Annotated in this window: 20 protein-coding genes and 2 pseudogenes; 9 read left to right on the plus strand and 13 right to left on the minus strand. The window is 71.5% G+C overall.

The genetic code is table 11. The features are described 5' to 3' along the window. Positions 1–19: 19 nt before the first annotated feature. Positions 20–1519, minus strand: coding sequence for a PLP-dependent aminotransferase family protein (locus tag OG514_RS00195; protein WP_266889478.1), 1500 nt, complete (start codon positions 1517–1519; stop codon positions 20–22). 102 nt (positions 1520–1621) lie between these two features. Here OG514_RS00195 and OG514_RS00200 point away from each other — a divergent pair, with 102 nt between their 5' ends. The 4 genes from OG514_RS00200 to OG514_RS00215 all read left to right on the plus strand — a co-directional run bounded on the left by OG514_RS00200 (position 1622) and on the right by OG514_RS00215 (position 5116). Then, entirely contained in the window at positions 1622–2290 is a 669-nt protein-coding gene (locus OG514_RS00200) for a YitT family protein (protein ID WP_266889481.1), read from the plus strand. Continuing rightward, a complete protein-coding gene (locus OG514_RS00205) occupies positions 2287–3051 on the plus strand; it encodes a glycerophosphodiester phosphodiesterase family protein (protein ID WP_266889484.1) in 765 nt (254 codons plus the stop codon). Before OG514_RS00200 ends, OG514_RS00205 begins: the two co-directional genes overlap by 4 nt. Positions 3052–3121: 70 nt before the next feature. Continuing rightward, complete coding sequence (locus OG514_RS00210; RefSeq protein ID WP_266889486.1) at positions 3122–4486, plus strand: MFS transporter; 1365 nt, start codon at positions 3122–3124, stop codon at positions 4484–4486. A gap of 255 nt (positions 4487–4741) precedes the next feature. Next, positions 4742–5116, plus strand: a complete 375-nt coding sequence (locus OG514_RS00215) for an RNA polymerase-binding protein RbpA (RefSeq protein WP_015032218.1) — start codon at positions 4742–4744, stop codon at positions 5114–5116. Between the two features lie 285 nt (positions 5117–5401). On the opposite strand, the gene fxsA is transcribed toward OG514_RS00215, so the two are convergent. From fxsA to OG514_RS00235, 4 genes are all read right to left on the minus strand, one after another. Beyond that, positions 5402–5995, minus strand: coding sequence for an FxsA family membrane protein (gene fxsA, locus OG514_RS00220; RefSeq protein ID WP_266889491.1), 594 nt, complete (start codon positions 5993–5995; stop codon positions 5402–5404). Positions 5996–6136: 141 nt separating this feature from the next. Next, the gene (locus OG514_RS00225) at positions 6137–6913 is read right to left on the minus strand and encodes a polyprenol monophosphomannose synthase (RefSeq protein ID WP_266889493.1); all 777 of its coding nucleotides are present in this window, start codon (positions 6911–6913) and stop codon (positions 6137–6139) included. 527 nt (positions 6914–7440) lie between these two features. Next, a complete protein-coding gene (locus OG514_RS00230) occupies positions 7441–9084 on the minus strand; it encodes an amidohydrolase (RefSeq protein WP_266889495.1) in 1644 nt (547 codons plus the stop codon). Between the two features lie 80 nt (positions 9085–9164). Continuing rightward, on the minus strand, positions 9165–9605 hold the full coding sequence (locus OG514_RS00235) for an Lrp/AsnC family transcriptional regulator (protein ID WP_017242178.1): 441 nt from the start codon (positions 9603–9605) through the stop codon (positions 9165–9167). Positions 9606–9830: 225 nt separating this feature from the next. On the opposite strand from OG514_RS00235, the gene OG514_RS00240 reads away from it, so the two are divergent. Further along, positions 9831–10199, plus strand: coding sequence for a hypothetical protein (locus OG514_RS00240; protein ID WP_266889499.1), 369 nt, complete (start codon positions 9831–9833; stop codon positions 10197–10199). Between the two features lie 67 nt (positions 10200–10266). On the opposite strand, the gene OG514_RS00245 is transcribed toward OG514_RS00240, so the two are convergent. After that, positions 10267–11358 (minus strand): phosphotransferase family protein, encoded by a 1092-nt coding sequence (locus OG514_RS00245; protein WP_266889501.1) that lies wholly within the window; start codon positions 11356–11358, stop codon positions 10267–10269. Positions 11359–11458: 100 nt separating this feature from the next. Then, the gene (locus tag OG514_RS00250; protein WP_266889503.1) at positions 11459–12595 is read right to left on the minus strand and encodes a hypothetical protein; all 1137 of its coding nucleotides are present in this window, start codon (positions 12593–12595) and stop codon (positions 11459–11461) included. A 278-nt stretch (positions 12596–12873) separates the two neighbouring features. On the opposite strand from OG514_RS00250, the gene OG514_RS00255 reads away from it, so the two are divergent. Next, positions 12874–13122, plus strand: coding sequence for a hypothetical protein (locus OG514_RS00255; protein ID WP_266889505.1), 249 nt, complete (start codon positions 12874–12876; stop codon positions 13120–13122). On the opposite strand, the gene OG514_RS00260 is transcribed toward OG514_RS00255, so the two are convergent. Both OG514_RS00260 and OG514_RS00265 read right to left on the minus strand, forming a co-directional pair. Beyond that, positions 13085–14284, minus strand: a complete 1200-nt coding sequence (locus tag OG514_RS00260; protein WP_266889506.1) for an acyl-CoA dehydrogenase family protein — start codon at positions 14282–14284, stop codon at positions 13085–13087. The genes OG514_RS00255 and OG514_RS00260 overlap by 38 nt on opposite strands. A 147-nt stretch (positions 14285–14431) precedes the next feature. After that, positions 14432–14581 (minus strand): SCO1431 family membrane protein, encoded by a 150-nt coding sequence (locus OG514_RS00265; protein WP_266889507.1) that lies wholly within the window; start codon positions 14579–14581, stop codon positions 14432–14434. Between the two features lie 429 nt (positions 14582–15010). Between OG514_RS00265 and OG514_RS00270 the strand changes: the two genes are divergently transcribed. Next, positions 15011–15424: a peptidase inhibitor family I36 protein gene (locus tag OG514_RS00270; RefSeq protein ID WP_266889508.1), complete on the plus strand. Its 414-nt coding sequence runs from the start codon at positions 15011–15013 to the stop codon at positions 15422–15424. Positions 15425–15462: 38 nt separating this feature from the next. Next, positions 15463–16446 (plus strand): hypothetical protein, encoded by a 984-nt coding sequence (locus OG514_RS00275; protein WP_266889510.1) that lies wholly within the window; start codon positions 15463–15465, stop codon positions 16444–16446. A gap of 121 nt (positions 16447–16567) precedes the next feature. Here OG514_RS00275 and OG514_RS00280 read toward each other — a convergent pair. From OG514_RS00280 to dapA, 4 genes and pseudogenes are all read right to left on the minus strand, one after another. Continuing rightward, positions 16568–16708, minus strand: a pseudogene (locus OG514_RS00280) (peptidase C39 family protein); the annotation flags it as partial. A 52-nt stretch (positions 16709–16760) separates the two neighbouring features. After that, positions 16761–17618, minus strand: a pseudogene (locus tag OG514_RS00285) (IS5 family transposase). Between the two features lie 205 nt (positions 17619–17823). Beyond that, positions 17824–18465 (minus strand): maleylpyruvate isomerase N-terminal domain-containing protein, encoded by a 642-nt coding sequence (locus tag OG514_RS00290; protein ID WP_266889512.1) that lies wholly within the window; start codon positions 18463–18465, stop codon positions 17824–17826. 178 nt (positions 18466–18643) lie between these two features. Further along, positions 18644–19561, minus strand: coding sequence for a 4-hydroxy-tetrahydrodipicolinate synthase (gene dapA, locus OG514_RS00295; protein ID WP_266889514.1), 918 nt, complete (start codon positions 19559–19561; stop codon positions 18644–18646). Positions 19562–19632: 71 nt separating this feature from the next. On the opposite strand from dapA, the gene OG514_RS00300 reads away from it, so the two are divergent. Beyond that, entirely contained in the window at positions 19633–20586 is a 954-nt protein-coding gene (locus OG514_RS00300) for a LysR family transcriptional regulator (protein ID WP_266889517.1), read from the plus strand. Positions 20587–20613 lie beyond the last annotated feature (27 nt).

The following is a 20613-nucleotide window of genomic DNA, read 5'->3' on the forward strand; positions in this document are numbered from 1 at the left end:
GGTGCGAGAACGCGGACGACTACGCCACGAACGACCGCGGCGGTTCGGTCCCCCCGCCGGCGCCCGACTCCACGAGCCGGGCCGCGGCGGCCAGTCGGGCCGCTGCCTCGTCGGCGACCGGCCCGCCGACCGTGAAGGGCAGCCGGACGAAGCCCTCGAAGGCCCCGTCGACGCCGAACCGAGGGCCCGAGGGGACCCGGACGCCGACCCGCTCGCCCGCCTCGGCGAGCCGGGAGCCGGAGAGGCCGCCGGTCCGGACCCAGAGCGTCAGACCGCCGCGCGGCACGGAGAACTCCCACTCCGGGAGTTCCCGGCGGACCGCGGTGACGAGCGCGTCCCGGTTCTCCCGTGCCTGGTCGCGGCGGAGGGTCACGGCCTCCTCCCAGCCGCCCGTCCGCATGAGCCAGTTCACGCCGAGCTGTTCGAGGACGGGGGTGCCGAGGTCGGCGTACGCGCGCGCGGCGACCAGGGAACGGATGACGTCGGGGGCCGCCCGGACCCAGCCGATGCGCATGCCCGCCCAGAAGGCCTTGCTCGCCGAGCCGACGGTGAGGACGGTGGAGCCGGCCGGGTCGAAGGCACAGACCGGCCGGGGCATCTCCAGGTCGTCGTCCAGGTGGAGCTCGGCCATGGTCTCGTCGACGACGAGCACGGTGCCGGCCGAGCGGGCGGCGTCCACGAGCTGCCGCCGCTGGTCCTCGTCCGCCAGGGCGCCGGTCGGGTTGTGGAAGTCGGCCACCACGTACGCGAGGCGGGGTGCCGCGTCGCGCAGCACCTGCCGCCAGCGACCCAGGTCCCAGCTCCCGAGCCCCTCCGACATGGCGACGGGCACGAGGCGGGCCCCGGCCTCCCGCATCAGCTGGAGGATGTTGGCGTACGACGGGGACTCGACGGCGATGCGCTCGCCGCGCCCCGCGAAGAGGTGGCAGATGGCGTCGATGGCACCCATGGCGCCGGTCGTGACCATGATCTGCTCGGGCATGGTGGGGATGCCGCGCGCGGTGTACCGGTCGGCGAGCATCTGCCGCAGCGTGGGCAGTCCCGCCGGGTAGTCGCCGTGCGTGTGGGCGTAGGGGGGCAGTTCCTCCAGGGCGCCCTGGACGCCCCGGGTGAGCCAGGGCTCGGGCGCGGGCAGCGCCGCGCAGCCGAGGTCGATCATCGAGCCGAGCGCCTCGGGAGGCAGCGGTTCGAGTCCTCGCGCGGGCAGCGGGTTGCCGGCCGGTACGGCGGTCCAGCTGCCGGCCCCGCGCCGCGACTCCAGGAAGCCCTCGGCGCGGAGCGCCTCGTAGGCCGCGGCCACCGTCGTACGGCTGACGGTGAGGGCGAGGGCGAGTTCCCGCTCGGCGGGCAGCCGGGCGGCGACCGGGACCCGCCCCTCCAGGACGAGCAGACGGATGCCGTCGGCCAGCGCGCGGTAGGCGGGCGGCTTCCGGGCGCCGGGTCCGGCGGGCCTCGGCTGCTGCGCCTGGAGCTGCCGCGCGAGCTGAGCCGGTCCTACCGCCGAAGTCCACTGGGCCATCGAAATCAGTCCACCTTCCTCGAATTGGCCATGGTTGGCACCCGTTCCCCCGCCACAGAGTGTCATGAGCCAGTCCACTACCACCACTCTGGGGGAAGTCCCTTGTCCATCGCCTCCGGCCTCCACGGCCGGCACCTCACCCGTCGGCTCGTCCAGCTCTACGTGGGGCTGACGCTGTACGGGGTCAGCTCGGCGCTGCTGGTGCGCAGCGGTCTCGGCCTGGAGCCCTGGGGAGTCCTCCACCAGGGCCTCGCCGAGAAGACGGGACTGACCATCGGCGTGGTGTCGATCATCGTGGGGGCCGTGGTGCTGCTGCTGTGGATCCCGATCCGGCAGCGCCCGGGGCTCGGCACGGTCTCCAACGTGTTCGCGATCGGTCTGGCGATGGACGGCACCCTGGCGCTCGTCCCGGACGTCCACGGCCTGGCCGGGCGGATCCCGCTGCTCGCGGTCGGCATCGTCCTCAACGGGGTGGCCACCGGCCTGTACATCGCGGCGCGCTTCGGCCCCGGCCCGCGCGACGGCCTGATGACGGGCCTGCACCGGCTCACCGGCCGGTCGATCAGGCTGGTTCGGACGGCGATCGAGGTGGCGGTGGTCGCCACCGGCTTCCTGCTCGGCGGCTCGGTCGGCGTCGGCACGGTGCTGTACGCGCTGGCCATCGGACCCCTCGCCCAGTTCTTCCTTCGCCGGTTCGCCGTTCCCGAGCCGGACCCCGTAAGCACCGCGGTCTCCACGGCGACACCGGAAGGCGCCATACTGCGGCGGTGACTCGCGTACGCCACCCCTATCTCGACCATCCCTCGCCCCTCCCGTTCGCCCATCGCGGCGGAACGGCGAACGGCCTGGAGAACACCGCGGCCGCCTTCCGCGGAGCCGCCGCGGCGGGCTACCGCTACTTCGAGACCGATGTGCACACGACGTCGGACGGGGCTCTGGTGGCCTTCCACGACGCGACCCTCGACCGGGTCACGGACGCCTCGGGCCGGATCCGCGACCTGCCGTGGGCGGCGGTCCGGGAGGCCCGCGTGGCGGGCAAGGAACCGCTGCCGCTCTTCGCCGACCTCCTGGACGAGTTCCCGGAGGCCCGCTGGAACGTGGACCTCAAGACCGAGTCGGCGCTGTACCCGCTGGTGAACCTGATCCGCAAGAAGCGCGCCTGGGACCGGGTCTGCGTGGGTTCCTTCACCGAGGCGCGGATCGCTCGTGCCCAGCAGATGGCCGGGCCCGAGCTGGCCACCTCGTACGGCGTGCGCGGGGTGATCGGGCTGCGGCTGCGCTCGCTCGGCATCCCGGCGGCGGTACGGGCCGGGGCGATCGCCGCACAGGTCCCCGAGCGTCAGGGCGGCATCCCGGTGGTGGACCGCCGCTTCGTTCGGGAGGCGCACGCGCGCGGGCTCCAGGTCCATGTGTGGACCGTGAACGATCCGGCCCGGATGAACTCTCTCCTCGACCTCGGGGTCGATGGCATCATGACCGATCAACTGGAGACGCTGCGCTCGGTGCTGACCGAGCGGGGTGTGTGGGTCTGAGCGCGCGTCCCGGTGGCTCCGGGCCCGGATCACCAGGCCCGGTCACGGGGACGAACGAGGGGGCGCGGCCTTGACCGCTGGAACCACCGAACCGGAGGAGTACACCTCCGATCCCGCCGAACGCAAGCGGGAACAGCGGGGCTGGTACTTCTACGACTTCGCCTGCAGCGTGTACTCGACCAGCGTGCTCACCGTGTTCCTCGGCCCGTACCTGACCTCGGTGGCACGGGCGGCGGCCGACGCCGAGGGCTATGTGCACCCGCTCGGGATACCCGTGCGGGCCGGCTCGCTCTTCGCGTACGCCGTGTCCGCCTCGATCGTGGTCGCGGTCCTGCTGATGCCGCTGGTCGGCGCGATCGCGGACCGTACCGGCCGGAAGAAGCCGCTGCTCGCGGCCGCGGCCTACGTGGGCGCGACGGCCACGGCGGCGATGTTCTTCCTGGCGGGCGACCGGTATCTGCTGGGCACGTTCCTGCTGATCGTGGCGAACGCCTCGATTTCGGTCTCGATGGTGCTCTACAACGCCTATCTGCCGCAGATCTCGGAGCCGGACGAGCGGGACGCGGTCTCCTCGCGCGGGTGGGCCTTCGGCTACACGTCGGGCGCGCTCGTCCTCGTCCTGAACCTGATCCTCTACTCGGGCCACGACTCCTTCGGCCTCACCGAGGGCGAGGCGGTCCGGATCTGCCTCGCCTCGGCCGGTGTGTGGTGGGGCGCCTTCACCATCGTGCCGCTGCGGCGGCTGCGGGACCGCAGGACCGGCCAGGAGGGGCACGAAGGGGCCGGCGGAGTCGGCAGCGGCTGGCGGCAGCTGAGGGCGACCCTCAAGGACATGCGCCGGCATCCGCTGACGCTCTCCTTCCTGCTCGCCTACCTGGTCTACAACGACGGCGTGCAGACGGTGATCTCGCAGGCCTCCGTGTTCGGCTCGGAGGAGCTGGGCCTCGACCAGACCACGCTCATCACGGCGGTCCTGCTGGTCCAGGTGCTCGCGGTGGCGGGCGCGCTCGGCATGGGGCGACTCGCCCGGTCGTACGGCGCCAAGCGGACGATTCTGGCCTCGCTCGCGGTCTGGACGGCGATCCTGGTGGCGGGCTATCTCCTGCCGCCCGACGCGCCCGTGTTCTTCTACTGTCTCGCCGCCGCGATCGGCCTGGTGCTGGGCGGGAGCCAGGCGTTGTCGCGTTCGCTGTTCTCTCATCTGGTGCCGCGTGGCAAGGAGGCGGAGTACTTCTCGGCCTACGAGATGAGCGATCGGGGGCTCAGTTGGCTGGGTCCGCTCGTGTTCGGTCTCGCGTATCAGCTGACCGGGAGCTACCGGGATGCCATCATCTCCCTGGTGATCTTCTTCGTGGTCGGCTTCGCCCTGCTCGCCCGGGTCCCGGTGCGGCGCGCGGTGGAAGCCGCCGGGAACCCGATACCGGACCGAATTTAGACGTGGCAGTGAAAGGGCGGTAGTGTACGCGTTTGGCCTGCCAGGCGGACCGTTACTGCGTGCTGCTTTGGTGAAGACACCGGGTCACATCTGCCGTCAGATGTGACAAAACGGGCACTGGTGGGTACAACAAGGGGCGGCACGACGGGCGACGCATGACCCGGCACGGGAATCTTTACCGCCGACCGGACGTTGACCGGATAACGACGACAGCGACACCTGTCCTGTGGGCGACAAGCCCGGGAGGCACGATTCATGAGTGAGCGAGCTCTTCGCGGCACGCGCCTCGTGGTGACGAGCTACGAGACCGACCGCGGCATCGATCTGGCCCCGCGCCAGGCCGTGGAGTACGCATGCGAGAAGGGCCATCGTTTTGAGATGCCCTTCTCGGTGGAAGCGGAAATTCCGCCGGAGTGGGAATGCAAGGTCTGCGGAATCCAGGCACTCCTGGTGGACGGGGACGGACCTGAGGAGAAGAAGGGCAAGCCTGCGCGTACGCACTGGGACATGCTCATGGAGCGCCGCACCCGCGAGGAACTGGAGGAGGTCCTTGCCGAAAGGCTGGCCGTCCTGCGTTCCGGCGCCATGAACATTGCGGTGCATCCGCGAGACAGCCGCAAGTCCGCCTAGCGGACCCATCGGACGAACAAACGCCGCGGGGCCCGGTACACGAACTGTGTACCGGGCCCCGCGGCGTTTGTCGTGTCCCGCTCGCTCGCCCACCGCGGATCAGGGCCGCCCGCCACCTCGGCCCGCCACCTCGCAGCGGACCCGTGCCCGCCACCTCGGCCCGCCACCTCGCAGCGGACCCGTGCCCGCCACCTCGGCCCGCCACTTCACAGCAGACCCGTGCCCCGCTCCCTCAGTGCGGAGGGGCGGGGCACGGGCAGTGCGGCGGGGCCGGGGAGCGAATGATCAGGGCATCAGGGGCGGACGGGGCTCGTCGGCCCGGCGCGGGCCCTGCGCGGCGTCCTCGCGGATGACCTCACCCTGCACGACCTTGCCGTCCGGGCGGTGGATACGGGCCTGCTGGAAGGCGTCCTGGAGGCTGCCGGGAGGCGCGGCGGCCATCCGGCGCTCGGCGGCCCGGTCCGCGTACCGCCCGAGGAGGGAGCGGACCGGGGGGATCAGCAGCAGCAGGCCGAGGACGTCCGAGACCAGGCCGGGGATCATCAGGAGCAGACCGCCGAGCATCAGGAAGCCGTTGCGGTCCTCCGCGCCGGTCCGCTCGGGCGCCGAGGGCATCGTGCCCGTCTGCGCCGCGGCCTGGGCCTGCTGGAAGGTCGAGGTGAGGTTGCGGAAGGCACGTCGGCCCGCCCGCTTGACGACGGCGGCACCGAGCACGATGCCGCCGACGAGCAGGACGAAGACGGTGAGTCCGCCCGCCGCGTCCGCCACCACCGTGAGCAGCCAGATCTCGAGGACCAGCCAGGCGGCGACGCCGAGCGGAAGGAACGTACGCGCGCGTGAGCGCTTGGGGGCGAGGGGAGGCGTTGCGCCGGTCGTCATGGTCCCCAGTGTGCCTGGACCCCCGCCGGAACGTCGTAAAGGAGAGATCAGGACGCGGGAGGGCGACGGGTCAGGCCACCGAAGGAAGACCCGAAGGGAAAACCCATGGGAAAACCCGCGGGAAAAGGGTGGGGAAACCGGTCAGGAAGGCTTGCGGCCGAGCAGCTTGCCGACCTTCTCCGCGCGCGCGGAGAGACCCCAGCCGGTGACCCGCCACAGCGCCTCGACGACGATGTTCCGGCTCATCTTCGAGTCGCCGATCTCGCGCTCGACGAAGGTGATCGGGACCTCGACGACGTGGAAACCGGCGGCGACGGCGCGGCGGGCCAGGTCGACCTGGAAGCAGTAGCCGGCCGAGGCCACGTCCTCCAGGCCCAGGCCCTCCAGGGTCTCCTTGCGGAAGGCCCGATAGCCGCCGGTGACGTCGCGGATCGGTACGTCGAGCATCACGCGCGAGTAGAGGCTGCCGCCGCGGGAGATGAACTCGCGGGACTTCGGCCAGTTCACGATGCGGCCGCCCGGCACCCAGCGGGAGCCGAGGACCAGGTCAGCGCCCTTGAGGGCGGTGAGCAGCCGCGGAAGCTCCTCGGGCTGGTGGGAGCCGTCGGCGTCCATCTCGACGAGGACGCCGTACCCGTGCTCGATGCCCCACCGGAAGCCGGCGAGGTAGGCGGCGCCGAGCCCCTCCTTGCCCTTGCGGTGCAAGACGTGCACATGGTCGTCCTCGGACGCGATCTCGTCCGCGAACTTGCCCGTGCCGTCAGGGCTGTTGTCGTCGGCGACGAGAACGTGCGCCTCGGGCACGGCCTCCCGAACCCGCGCGACGATCGGCTTGATGTTCTCCGCCTCGTTGTAGGTCGGAATGATCACCAAGGCCTTGCCGAGCGGGCCGTAACGCCTCTGGCCACCGTCGTTCACTACTGCCCCTTCGGATACATACACAGGCCCCCACCATAGCGAGGTCCTCGGAGTGCTCCGGCGCTGCGGGGTCGGTTGGAAGGGTTGACGCGGCGGTCGGACCGGACGGTTCGCGCGGTGGCGCGGCCGGTCGGGCGGGGGGTCACGGCCGGTCGGAAGGGGCGGTCGGTGCCGGTGACGTGCGGTGCGGGGCCCGACGTCCTTCGGTCCGACCTGGGATCCGCTGGCTGCGGGTCGACCGAGAGCCGTTGTCTACTGAACGTCCGGGCCCCACCCGGGTCGCACCTTCCGCCGGAGAAACCTTCCCCCCTCACGGCCGAGGCGCGGGCGGCGTTCGGCGAAGCGTGGAGGTGCGGACCGGTCGGACGTCCTGTGGTGGACGCGGAGAACCTACCCGCCCCCGCCGGTCGACTGTCAACACCCGCTTGACCTGCGGAGACTTCCCAAAAGCCCAGGCCGGAGGGGAAGATCCGCAGGTCGGGGACAAGCGTGCGGAACGGGTGTCCCAGGTGGGACATATCCCTACATCACTCGTTCGGCCGTACGAACACCGTCCGCCCGTGCACGACCGTCCGCAGGCAGACGGGAAGATCGACACCGGGGGACAGATCGGGCAGACCGGGCGTTCCGGAGCGCGGGTCGGTGGACCAGCGGGCGACCCGGTCGTCGGGCGCCTGGACGACGAGTTCCTCGGTCCGCCAGACCGCGTAGTCGGCGGGGGCGCCGGGCACCAGCGTCCCGGCGTCGTCCCGGCCCACCGCCCGCCAGCCGCCCCGCGTGTGGGCGGTGAACGCGGCCCGCGCGGAGATCCGGTGCTCGGGGGTGCGGTGGAAGGCGGCGGCCCGGACGGTGCCCCAGGGGTCGAGCGGGGTCACCGGGCTGTCCGAGCCGAAGGCCAGCGGCACTCCGGCGCGCAGCAGCGCCGCGTACGGGTTGAGGGTGCGGGCCCGCTCGGCACCGAGCCGGTCGGCGTACATGCCCTCCTCGCCGCCCCAGAGCGCGTCGAAGGCGGGCTGGACCGAAGCGGTGAGGCCGAGTTCGGCGAAGGCGGCGATGGTCTCGGGGGTGAGCATCTCGACGTGCTCGACGCGATGCCGGGCGGCCCGGATGCGGGCCAGGCCGAGTTTCTCGGCAGCGGCCCTGACGCCTTCGACGACGGCGGTCACGGCGGCGTCCCCGATGGCGTGGAAGCCGGCCTGGAGGCCCGCCTCGGTGCAGGCCACGACGTGGAGGGCGATGGTGGCCGCGTCCAGGTGGGCGGCTCCCGTGTGGCCGGCGTCGGTGTGGTCGGCGTACGGCTCGTGGAGGCAGGCCGTGTGGGAGCCGAGGGAGCCGTCGGCGAACAGGTCGCCGGCCGCGCCGAGGGCGCCCAGGGCGCGGGCCCGTTCGACGTCGAGGTCGGCCCAGTAGCCGACGACCCGGGGTCCGGCCTCGTCGCGGGCCAGGTCCAGGAGCCCGGTGAAGTCGTCCTCGGAGGAGATCCGCGGGCCGCCGCACTCGTGCAGGGTGCCGATGCCGAGGGAGGCGGCGCGGCTCCGGGCGGCGCGCTGCGCCTCCGTGCGCTGGCGCGTGGAGACGGCGCCGAAGGCGGCGGCGCGCACGGCGTGGTGGGCGTCGCCGGTGAGCGGCTGCTGTCCGTCGTGGAAGCCGTCCAGGTCACGGACGCCCGGGACGAGGTCGAGGAGGGCGGTGGTGACGACGGCCGAGTGGACGTCGATGCGGGTCAGGTAGAGCGGACGGCCGCCGGTGAGTCCGTCGAGTTCGGCGCGGCCGAGCGGGCGGCGCTCGGGCCAGCGGGAGGCGTCCCAGCCGTGACCGATGAGGATGCGGTCCTCGGGGCGGGCGGCGGCGTGGGCGCGGATCAGCTCCGCGGCCTCGGCGAGCGAGGCCGCGGAGGACAGGTCGAGCCCGGTGAGGGCGAACCCGGTGGCGGTGGTGTGGACGTGGGCGTCGACGAACGCCGGGGTGACGAGCGCGCCCTCCAGGTCGACCACCTCGTCCACGCCGGTGGCGAAGGCGTCGGCCGCGCCCTCCGAGCCCACCCAGGCGACGTGCCCGCGCTCCACCACCATGGCGGTGGCGAAGGGATCGGCCGGGCTGTGGACTTCCCCACCGCGCAGCAGCACGGTGCGGTGTTCGGCGGGAGACGCGGGAGGCATGGACTCACTCATGCGACCAGGCTAGGACCTGCCCGGACCCGGTTTGTCCGGCAGGTCCCCCTTGCCGGCCCCGTTCCGCGGGGCCGGGGCCGTCAGATGCGCGGCGGCCTGGCCTCGTACGGAGTGGAGAGGACGACGGTGGTGCGGCTGGAGACACCGGCCTGGGAGCGGATGCGGCTGAGCAGGTGCTCCAGCTCCAGCGGGGTGGCCACGCGGACCTTGAGGATGTAGTTCTCGTCACCGGCGACGCTGTGGCAGGCCTCGATCTCCGGGATGTCGGCGAGCCGGTCGGGGGTGTCGTCGGGGGCGCTGGGGTCGAAGGGTTTGACCGAGATGAAGGCGGTCAGCGGCAGCCCGACGGCCTCCGGGTCGACCACGGCCGCATAGCCGCGGATGACTCCGCGCTGCTCCAGACGGCGGACGCGCTGATGCACCGCCGACGTGGACAGGCCGGTGGCCTTGCCCAGGTCGGTGTAGCTCATGCGCCCGTCCTTGACGAGCAATTCGACGATCTGACGATCCAGCTCCTCCATGCCGTGACCCTATGGCTCCCGGAGCGGAGCGGCACCGCCGGGGTCGACCGCTATCAGGCGCTATGGGGCATCACGGGGCACCTGCGCCGGGCATGTGACGAACGCCACAGGTTTGCGTCCGCCCTGAGGTACTGCCACACGGTTATGCGGACGGCCGCATGGGAAGTGCTTGCTGTGGTCGAGGCCGTACAGATCCGGCCGACCCACCCGAGGGGGAGATTCTCCATGCAGGAGCCTGTTGATTCGGTCGACACGTCCGACGAGCTCGACGCGTACGACACCTTTGAGATGTTCCGGGTCATCTGCCCGGAGTGCGTGCAGCCCATCGCGCTGCTCGCGGACGAGGACGTGCTGCCGGAGCACGCGCTCTGCCCGACGCCGTGGAACCCCTTCGTCCTGACGGTCTGCCCGGGTACGGGCCTGTCGGCGAGCGAGGCCCGTCCGGCCGACGACACCCTGGAGGTCCAGGAGCAGGACACCGCGTTGCTCCTGACGCTCCCCCAGGGTCTCGACTGGCGCACGCAGCCCTTCTCGCACGTCGGCGGTCCGGGCTCGCGTCCGATGCGGGTGCCGCAGATGCGGCGCGCGGCCTAGGGAATGTCCCGCCGATCAGGCCGGGCTCGCTGAGTTCCCTCCGGGCGGGGCCTCCGGGCCCCTCCGTTCACCAGTAGCTTCCCCGCACCATCGCCGCGAGCGTGGCGTGGTGCAGGATCAGGCCGTCGGGGTCCGCGGGTACCTCGACCTCGCCGAAGTGGGCCTGCCGGTACGCGATCCTGAGCATCACGATGGCGTGCCGCAGCGCCGCGTAGAGGGTGTGGAACTCCATGTCACGCGGGGTGTGTCCGGTCAGTTCCGCGTAGCGCCGTTCGATCGCGTCGCGCCGCAGGAAGTCCGGCAGCCCGGGCTGGCCGAAGCTCACGGTCAGGTCCTGGAAGAAGCGGTGGAGGTAGACCGTCCAGCCCAGGTCGACCTCGCGCGGCACGCAGGCCGCCATCTCCCAGTCGAGGACGGCGGCGGGGGTGAATCCGTCGTAGACGATGTTCCCGATGCGGGCGTCGCCCCAGCCGAGGACGGCCGGGCCCTCGTCGGCCGGCCAGTGCGCCTCCAGCCAGTCGAAGGCCGACTCGATGAGCGGTGAGGGCGCGAGTCCGTCCACCACCCAGGCGTAGTAAGCGCGCTGGGCGTCGACATGGCGGCGCAGCGGGGTCCCCGCACCGTCCGGAAGCAGGAATTCGGCCTCCTTCGCCGGGAACTGGTCGTGGAGCCGGGCGAGTACGGAGACGGATTCGGCTTCGAGCAGGGCGCGTTCGGCGTCGGTGGCGGCGTGCAGCCAGTTCCCCTCGTACGTGTAGGGCATGACGTCCGGCGGGACGCGGCCCTCGGCGCGGGCCATCACGAAGAAGGGCGCACCGAGCGGCTCGGGGTCCTCTTCGAGCCAGAGCACGCGCGGTACGGGAATGTCGGTGCGCTCGCCGACCAGGTGCATGACCCGGTGCTGGCGGGCCATGTCGTAGACGGGGAAGACGGTGTACGCGGCGGGGTCGGCGGCCAGCCGCAGGGCGCAGCCCCGTACCGGGGCGTCCGGGTGGTCGAGGTCGAAGAGCAGGGTCTCGCTGGACATGCCGTTGGAGCCGGGCACGGCGAGGCCGGTGACCCGGGCGCCGGGCAGGTGGCGGTCGAGCCAGGCGGTGAGCCTGCGCCCTAGCTCCTCGGGGTCGCGGGTGGTGGTGCGGGGGCGGGGCGCAGAGGTCAAGGGGAGCTCCTCGGAGTGCCGTTGACAGAAGAGGGTTCGGCGCATGAGGCCGTGGAGGAAGGGGCCCGGCGGTCCGCTCGACGCGGAGGGAGAAGGTTCCTCAGCGGGCCGTGGACGTGTGGTCGGCGAAGCCGCTGGGGTCGTGGCGGCCGAAGGAGCCGTGCTCGAAGATGCCGTAGCCGGTGTGGCCGTCGAGGGTGAAACGGGCCGCGTGGTCGGTGACGCCGTAGGCCGCCATGGGGTGGGCGGCGGGGTCGGAGAGGTCGTACACGCGCCGGTCCGTCCAGCCGCGGCCCTGCCAGGTGCCGTGCTGCCAGTCGGTGGCGGGCGGATAGCCGGCGCCGACGGCGAGCGGGGAGGAGGCGAGGATCTCGACGCCGATCTCCAGGGGCTTGCCGGTCGGGTCGGTGAGGTGGACGACGGCCCGTTCGGGGTGGCGGCTTCCCGTGCGGTACGTGATCTCGGTGCGGGGCCAGCCGAGTTGGGTGTCGCGGTGGCCGTTCCGTACGAGCAGGGCCTCGTTGAGGGTGCGGTAGCCGTCGGCGTCCTCCTGGGCGATGACCATGAGGAAGCGGTCCTCGAAGCGCATCGGGATCCAGAGCCAGTGGAAGCCCTCGGGCCGGAACTCGGCGCCGCGGCCGGGCTCCTCGCCGGGGATCGGGCGGACTCCCCAGCTGCGGTCGCGGGTGCCGGTCCACTCCCCCGGGGCGACGGCGAACTCCTGGCCGGCGGCCCTGATCGTGCCCGCGCAGTGTCCGGCCTGGACGAAGCGGCGGCCTTCCAGGGTGAGCCGGCCGCCGTGGCGCTGGGTGTGGTGGGGTTCCCAGACGGCGGGGAAGTCGCCGGTCCAGGTGAGGTCGTACGAGAGGCCCTCGGGGTCGTCGGGGTCGGCCGCGCAGCGCAGGGAGAGGCGCTTGAGGGGCTCGTCGACGGTGATGGTGAACGGCCCGACGGACAGGTTCATCCGGTCGTCACCGAGGGCGTCGGAGGCCCGGACGGCGTGCAGCCGGTCACCGACCCGCAGGGTGGCGTAGGCGTCGACGACGCCGGTGTTGGGGTAGACACCGAGGCCGGCGATGAGCAGGGCGCGGCCGGTGTGGTCGAAGACATGGAAGATGCACCGGTCATAGGCGTTGCGGTCGCCGCTGACGTGGTGCTTCATCGAGAGCGGGGCCTGGTGCACGGGGTATTCGTCGAGTGCGACGGGCCGGTCGTCGACGTGCCGGTGCACGGACATGGCTGACCTCCTGGTCGGCGAGCGCTTGTTCCGCGAGGGAACCTGACGGTACGTCAGGTCCGCGTCACGGGGCCAGAGTCGTGCACCGGGTACCGGACGAACTGCCTCTCGAATCCGTTCGGGGGTGACCACGGCCGCCGGGGCGCGTTGGTCCGGGCATGACCACGCTGTACACGACACCCAGCGGAATCGGTCGGCACCGGCAGGCCGAATCCAGCGTTGAAGAATCGGTTCACCACGCGATGTCGGCGCCGACGTCGGGACCGGCACCGGCACCGATGTCCGGCGCGCCCGGCTCCGGCCCCGTGCCCCTGCCCGCGCCCGTTCCGGCGCAGGCACCCGCCCCGGCTCCCCTCCCCGCCGACCCGCCCATCTACAAGGCCGTGCTCTCCCTCTGGGCCAGCCAGGGCCGCACCCTCCCGGGCCACCGCGACCAGGAGTGGGCGCGGCTCGCCGCCGGCCCGGTCTGGGCCGACCGCACGGTGCGCGTCAGCGGGATTCTGGTCCGACCAGGTGACGGGCGATGACCACCCGCTGGATCTGATTGGTCCCCTCGACGATCTGGAGCATCTTCGCCTCCCGCATATACCGCTCCACGGGGAAGTCCGCCGTGTAGCCGTACCCGCCGAGCACCTGCACCGCGTCCGTCGTGATCCGCATGGCGGCGTCCGTGCAGAACAGCTTGGCCATCGCGGCGATCCGGCCGAAGGACCGCCCCTCGTCCCGGAGCCGCGCCGCCTCCAGGTACAGCGCCCGGCCCGCCTCGACCCCGGTCGCCATGTCGGCGAGGAGAAAGCGGAGCCCCTGGAAGTCGGCGATCGGCCGGCCGAACTGGCGGCGCTCCTTGGCGTACCCGACGGCCTCGTCCAGGGCCGCCTGGCCGAGCCCGACCGCGCAGGCGGCGATGCCGAGCCGCCCCGAGTCCAGGGCGTCGAGCGCGATCGCGAAGCCCTGCCCCTCGGCACCGAGCCGCCGCTCGTCGGGGACCCTCACCCCGTCGAAGTGGAGCTGCGCGGTGGGAGAGCCCTTCATGCCCATCTTCCGCTCGGACGGGGCCGCGCTCAGCCCCGGCGCGTCCCCCGGCACCAGGAAGGCGGTGATGCCCCGCGCGCCCGCGTCGCCGGTCCGGGCCATCACCGTGCAGAAGTCGGCGATGCCGCCGTGGGTGATCCATGCCTTGGTGCCGTCGATCACCCAGTCGCCGCCCTCCCCGGAGGAGCCGCCCTCCCCGGGAGACCGGACGGCCCGGGTGCGCAGCGCCGCCGCGTCCGATCCGGCGGAGGGTTCGGAGAGGCAGTACGCGCCGAGGAGACCGCCGCCCAGCATCGCGGGCAGATGGGTGGCCCGCTGCTCCTCGGTGCCGTAGCGGGCGAGCGCGTGACAGGAGAGGCTGTGGACGCTGACGCCGAGCCCCACGGTGAGCCGGGCCGCGGCGAGCTCCTCCAGGACCTGGAGGTAGACCTCGTACGGCTGACCGCCCCCGCCGTACGCGGCGTCGTAGGGCAGTCCGAGCAGCCCGGAGCGGGACAGCAGCGCGAAAAGCTCGCGGGGGAAGTGTCCGGCGGCCTCTTCCTCGGCGGCGCGCGGGGCGATCTCCCGCCGGGCGATGTCCCGCGTCAGGGCGAGCAGCTCGCGGGCCTCGTCGGTGGGCAGGCGGCGTTCCACGCCGTCCGGGGTGCTGTCGGCCATGGCCGGGCGCTCCTCCCTGCCGGGCGCGGGCACGACACGGGCGTGCGGGCCGCGCGCGGGGTCGCGGGGAGTATGCCCGTTCGGGGCGCCGGGATCACACGGCCGACCGGGGATCACACGGACGCCGGGGAGGCCCCGGACTCCCGGCTACATGAGGCCGGCCCCTGTGACGAACACGGCCAGGAGGACGACCAGCGTCCAGCCGAGGACCTGCTCCAGGAGCTTGGCGCCCCGATCGCCCTCGGGGCCGCCCGTACGGGCACGGAGGAAGAGGCGGGTGGCGGTGGTGGAGGTCATGGCGACCACCTTGCGGTACGGGCGCGGTCCCGGGGTAGAGACGTCGGTCACGTCCCCCGGGGCCGCGCGGTGGCGCCGGCCGATGACGAGGGCCGCGAGGGCCTTGCGCCGAGCGGGCGAGGGGCGGTCCGGGAGGTACGGGCAGCGGACGCTTCCTGTGCCGGAGACCACTGTCCCGCTCGCGTCGCAGCGCTTCGTGCGGAGCCGGAGATCCCCCGGACGGAAGGGCGTCACCCGTCTGCCACCAAATGGACCGGCCGCGACCGTTCAGAAAAGGCGGATTTCGGCCAGGGGCATAATTCTTCGACCTCGGCAAGTGAATTTTTTCGATTTACGTGCACACGCCAATGAACCTTGACGGGCCAGGATGATCTTTGCCTATCATCCCCTGTCGCTTTCGCGGCACACACAGGGGACCAAGGGGATTCAATGCGCAAGCTCCACATTCTCGGCATAGCCTCCGCCGTGCTCGGTATTGCAGCATTCGCAGCACCGGCCCACGCGGCCTCGTACGACGGTGTCTGCAACTCTTCGAGCGGTGGGGAAATCTGTCTCTACCGCGACAAGGACGCGCAAGGGCCCATCTACGACACGCTCTACAGCAAGCCCTCGTACACGGGCACGTACTACGGAACAGGCATTTCGATCAACGACAGCGTGACGTCGATCAAGAACCTGGACCCCGACACCGACGCCATGGTCTTCACCAACGCCAATTACACGGGCGACGATTCGATGATCTGGTCGGGTGCCACGTTCCATGACATGGGCTACGGTTCGCCGTGGATGGACAACTCGATTTCCTCGCACTGCTTCATAAACAACTCGGCCTGCCCGTACTAGAGCACACTGACGCGGCGGATGCCATGGAAGTCTCTTCCATGGCATCCGCCGACGTTCCGTCCACACTCATCAAAGGGCGAACCACGATGATTCCGCAGCGCCGAGCGGCCGCTTTCAGTTCACTTGCCGTACTGGCAGTGCTCGGAATATCCGGCTGCACCGAAGGTGCCGTTCACGCCGGGGAAAAGAGCGGGGCCGGGACCGCGTCCGCCCCGACGCCGACGGCCTCCACCGCGCACACCTCGCAAACCCTGGAACTGCCGCTCGACTCGTACAAAATGAGCGCCAAGGACCGGACGTCCCTCACGTGGGCGCAGTACGTCCTGGCGGACAAGTGCATGCGGCAGCGCGGGATGAAGTGGCCGGCCCCGCTCACTCCTCGCGGGGAGAATCGCGATCCGAACCAGCGCCGCTACGGCATCAGCGACGCGACCGTCGCAGCCACGTACGGATACCAGTTGCCTCCGCCTCCCGGCGTCTCGCGTGCGGAGGAATTCACGTCGGAGCGGCGCGGCAAAGAGCGTCTCAAGACCGTGGACCGCGCCACGATGAACGCCTACACAGGCGAGGGTGGCAGCGGTCCCGGCTGCCAGGACCGGGCGCGAGAGACACTGCACATGCAGTGGATGTTCACGGCCGATCCGGTGTCGAACGCGTCGCACAACGCTTGGGTCCGCGCGAAGAACGACCGCAGGGTGCGGACGCTGGACACCGAATGGAGCACCTGCATGCGGGCCTCCGGACACACCCAGCCGGATCCTCTTGCCGCGGCCGAATCCTGGGCCGGTTCCGGCACGGACCCGGGAAAGGAGGGACCCCTCCGGGCTCCGAGTGCCGCAGAGGTGTCCATGGCGCGCGCGGATGTGAAGTGCAAGGACAAGGTCGACTACATCGAGCGTCGACAGGCGGTCGAAGCCGGCTATCAGACCGCGGAAATCACCGCCGGTTCGCAGAAACTCAAGACCTACTGGTCCGCCTTGCAGCGCAGCATCCGCACGGCGCGTGAGGTGACCACTCGATGAGTGCGCCGTAGTCGTCGTCGCGCGATTTCACGGTGCCGGCAGCGACCGGGCCGGTCGCGTACGGACGGCTCCCCCGCCGGATTGGCGGGGGCCCGGTCAGGAAGACAAGCCACCTACAGGTTCACAGCACCCCGAGCGTCCGCAGTGCGCGGTGCCGGCTCGACACCGGCTGGGCCGGCCAGAAGACGTAGCAGACGCCGCCCGTACCGCTTCTGACCTTGCCGTTCGCGTCGTACCTCTTCGTACGGAGCCAGATGTTCTCCAAATGGGAGGGCGCTGCTTACCATGCGCGCTCTCCTGCGAAAACATGCAGGTCACAGGCTCGGCCCGAGTGAGACGGATCGAGCGCCGATACGCTCGTGCTGACCTGGTGCTGGCTTCCGTTGCCGTCCGTTCCGGACCGTTCGTGTCCACCGCGCTGGTTCGGTGCTGACCTGCCCCCCCTCGTATCGGGTACGGAGCCGTTTGAACTGGTGCAGCCAGGCGAAGGCACGCTCGACCACCCAGCGCGCCTTGCCCGGTCCGGACCCGTGGGCGACGCCGCGTCATGCGATCAACGGCTTGATGCCGCGTTTCCGCAGTAGGCGGCGGTACTTGTCGAAGTCGTAGCCCCGGTCCGCGTACAGACGCCGGGGCTTGCGGCGGGGACGTCCCCGCCGACCCCGAATCGGCGGAACGGTATCCGACAGCGGCAGGAGCTGGGTGACGTCATGCCGGTTCCCGCCGGTGAGCGTCACGGCGAGCGGGGTTCCGTGGCGGTCCACGATCAGGTGGTGCTTGGAGCCGGAACGGGCGCGGTCGACGGGCGAGGGACCGACGTGATCCCCCCTTTGAGGGCCCGGACGTGCGACCCGTCCACGGAGCAGTCGTCCAGGTCCAAGCAGGTCGGCGCGCCGAAGCTCGGCCGGCAGGGTGGCGTGCGGGCGGGGCCAGACGCCGGCCTCGGTCCAGCCCCGCAGCCGACGCCAGGCCGTCACCCCGGAACAGCCCACGGTCTCTGCGGGGACATCGCGCCACGCGACACCGGTCCGCAGCACGTACATGACGCCGGCGAGTGCTGCCCGGTCGGGATCAGGCAGCCGACCGGGGTAGCGGCGGCGCCGTTCGGGAGCGGGCGGCAGCAGCGGGGCCACCCGCTCCCACAGGTCGTCAGGAACAAGATCAGCACGCACTCCGGACACCCCGCCGACCAAGATCGCCGAGCACAAGACCCGCGACTCGACTCACTGAAGCGATCAGTAAGGGGCCCAAGGCCTCGCACCGTGCTGCTTCCTGCCGCCCACTTGGGATCACTCTCGGACGATATGCCCATCTCGCAACCCGAGAGCCATCAGTTTTCCTGGCCGTGGGGGATGGTCCGTCTGTAGTGCGGCAGACCTACAACACACGCAGGGCCTGGTCGACGTCACGCTCACGCCTGGCGAGCGCATGCAACACGGCTTGGTCGCCGTGCCGGTCCCGGGCGGCGGCAACGAGCACATCCACCGCGATGGCGAGCGCAGCATCGGGCACTCGGCACGGCGCATCGACGCTGAGCGCGAGGTCATCGAGGTGAACCGCCAGCTCGACACAGCGGGTCTGCAGGTATCCGTCGAGCGACATCTCCTCTCCCGGCCGGTGAAGGACAGCCACCCGCCGATCGGCCGACTCCATGCCCAGGCGCTGCGACAGCCGCACCCACGCTGCCCGGGCCTGCTCAGCCACGACAGCGGGGCCGGCTGCGGCAGTTTCCTCGCTGCGGGCACGCACCCCGACGTTCAGCGCGGAGTCCGGCAACGACGTATCTGCGAGCCGCGCGTAGTACCGAACCGGTGACACCGGCTCCGCGCCGACGACCTGACCGTCGAGGAACCACTCGACCTGGAGGACGCTGCGCGCAAGGTGGCCGGCCAGCCCACCCACTGACATCCCCTGGAGCACGGACTCGGTCTCCCAGCATCGGGCTACCTGCTCTGTGGCCAGCAGGTGCACCGCCGTCTCGGCCGCCTGCAGGTATGTCTTCCGGATCTCATCAGTCATTCGGGCATCGTCGCAGCCTCATGATCACAGCCGCTGACAGGTCCACGTTGTGGATCGACCCGCCGCCTCGGCCGCCTGAGGAGCTCGCCCACGTGGGGAGTGTGGTGGCGCGGGAGCGGGAGGGGCCCATCGGCTTGCATCGAAGTCCACCGGGTTCCCCCGGGGCCACGGGCCCGTATCAGGCCGCGGTCTCTTGGTGGGTCCTGGCGGCGGCCAGGTCCGCCGCTCTCCGGACCGAATCGGCGGAGGCGGCCAGCAGCGGCAGCCGGACGGCCGGGCTGGGGATACGGCCCTGGGCGTGCAACACCCCCTTGATCACGGTCGGGTTCGGCTCGGCGAAGAGCGCGGCGGACAGCCGGGCCAGCTCGGCTCCCAGCCTGCGGGCCGGTCCGGTGGCGTCGCGCTGCCACAGCGAGATGAGCTCGGCGTAGTCAGCGGTGCGGACATTGGCCGACGCCAGGATGCCGCCGCGGGCGCCCGCCGCGAGCAGCGGCGAGATGACGGCGTCATCGCCGCCGAGCACCTCGAAGCCCGGGGTCGACGAGCCGAGCAGTTCCATCGCGGCCGCGTCGATCGCACCGGTTGCGTACTTGACCCCGACGACTTGCGGTAGGTGCCTGAGCGCGTTCAGAGTGCTGGTGCTGAGGGGCTGACCGGTGCGGTACGGGATGTCGTAGACGACCAGCGGCAGTCCCCCTTGCTCGGCGAGTGCCGTGAAGTGCGCCAGCGTTCCCGCCTCGCCTGGCCGGGTGTAGGGCGGCGTGGGAACCAGCGCCGCGGCGACGTCACCGCTCTGAGCGAGCTCCCGCAGTGTCGTGATGGCGGCGGCGGTGTCGTTCGTGCCGACGCCGACGATCAGCGGAGCTCCGTGTGCCCGGCAGGCGGCCGAGCAGATACGGACCACGGCCCGCTTCTCCTCGGTGGTCAGCGTGGCCGCCTCCGCGGTGGTGCCCAGGGCAACGAGTCCGCGAGCGCCGCCGGCCGACAGCGCCTCGTCGGCGAGGCGGGCGAGCGCGTCCGGGGCGAGGCGCAGGTCGTCGGTGAACGGGGTCACCAAGGGGACAAACAGGCCGGTGAGGTTCGCTTCGGGCTTCATGCGCCCAGCCTGACCGACACAAACCCAGTAGATCCAGTTCATGTTTCTTCGCTTATGCGTAAGATCGTCTTATGCTTGATGTCCGACGTCTCCACCTGCTGCGCGAACTGGACCGACGCGGCACCATCGCGGCCGTGGCCGAGGCGCTGACCTTCACCGCCTCGGCCGTCTCCCAGCAGCTGAGCGTGCTTGAGCGCGAGGCGGGCGTACCCCTGCTGGAACGAAGTGGCAGACGGGTGGTGCTCACCCCCGCGGGCCGCACCCTCGTCACCCACGCCGACGCCGTCCTCGAACGCCTCGAACTGGCGGTCTCCGAGCTGGCCGGGGCACGCGAGGGCATCGGCGGGCCACTGCGGATCGGGACGTTTCCCTCTGGCGGCCCCGCGATCGTGCCCGCCGCGCTGGCCGAACTGGCCCAGCGGCATCCCGCGCTGGAACCGATGGTGCAGGAGATCGACTCGGCGCGGGTATCCGACGGCCTACGCGCCGGCGAACTCGACGTGGCCCTCGTCCACGACTACGACTTCGTGCCCGCGTCACCGGACACCACGGTCGACCAGGTGCCCCTGCTGGAGGAGCCGATGTACCTGGCCACGGGCGCCGCCACCGGCACCGATCCCGCAAGAGGTCCCGCCGCCCGCGGTGACATGCTGGCGGAGCTGCTCGGACCGTGGGCCACGGCCCCATGGATCACGGCCCGGGACGGCACGACCGGCCACGCGATGGCTGTACGCGCCTGTCTGGCGGCCGGTTTCCAGCCGCGCATCCGCCATCAGGTCAACGATTTCCGTACGGTCCTGGCACTGGCCGCCATCGGGCAAGGCGCCGGATTCGTACCAGAGATGGCCACCGCACACGCCCCCGAGGACGTGGTCCTGACCCGGCTGCCCCTCTTCCGCCGCTCGAAGGTCGCCTTCCGCGCGGGCGGCGGCACCCACCCGGCGATCGCGGCATTCGTGGCGGCGGCGCGAACAGCGGTGGGCGCCACGAGCCGTGCCTCCTTACTGATCGCTTCAGTGAGTTGAGTCGCGGGTCTTGTGCTCGGCGATCTT

The sequence above is a fragment of the Streptomyces sp. NBC_00572 genome, from assembly GCF_026341815.1.
In the GTDB taxonomy this organism is placed as follows: Bacteria; Actinomycetota; Actinomycetes; order Streptomycetales; family Streptomycetaceae; genus Streptomyces.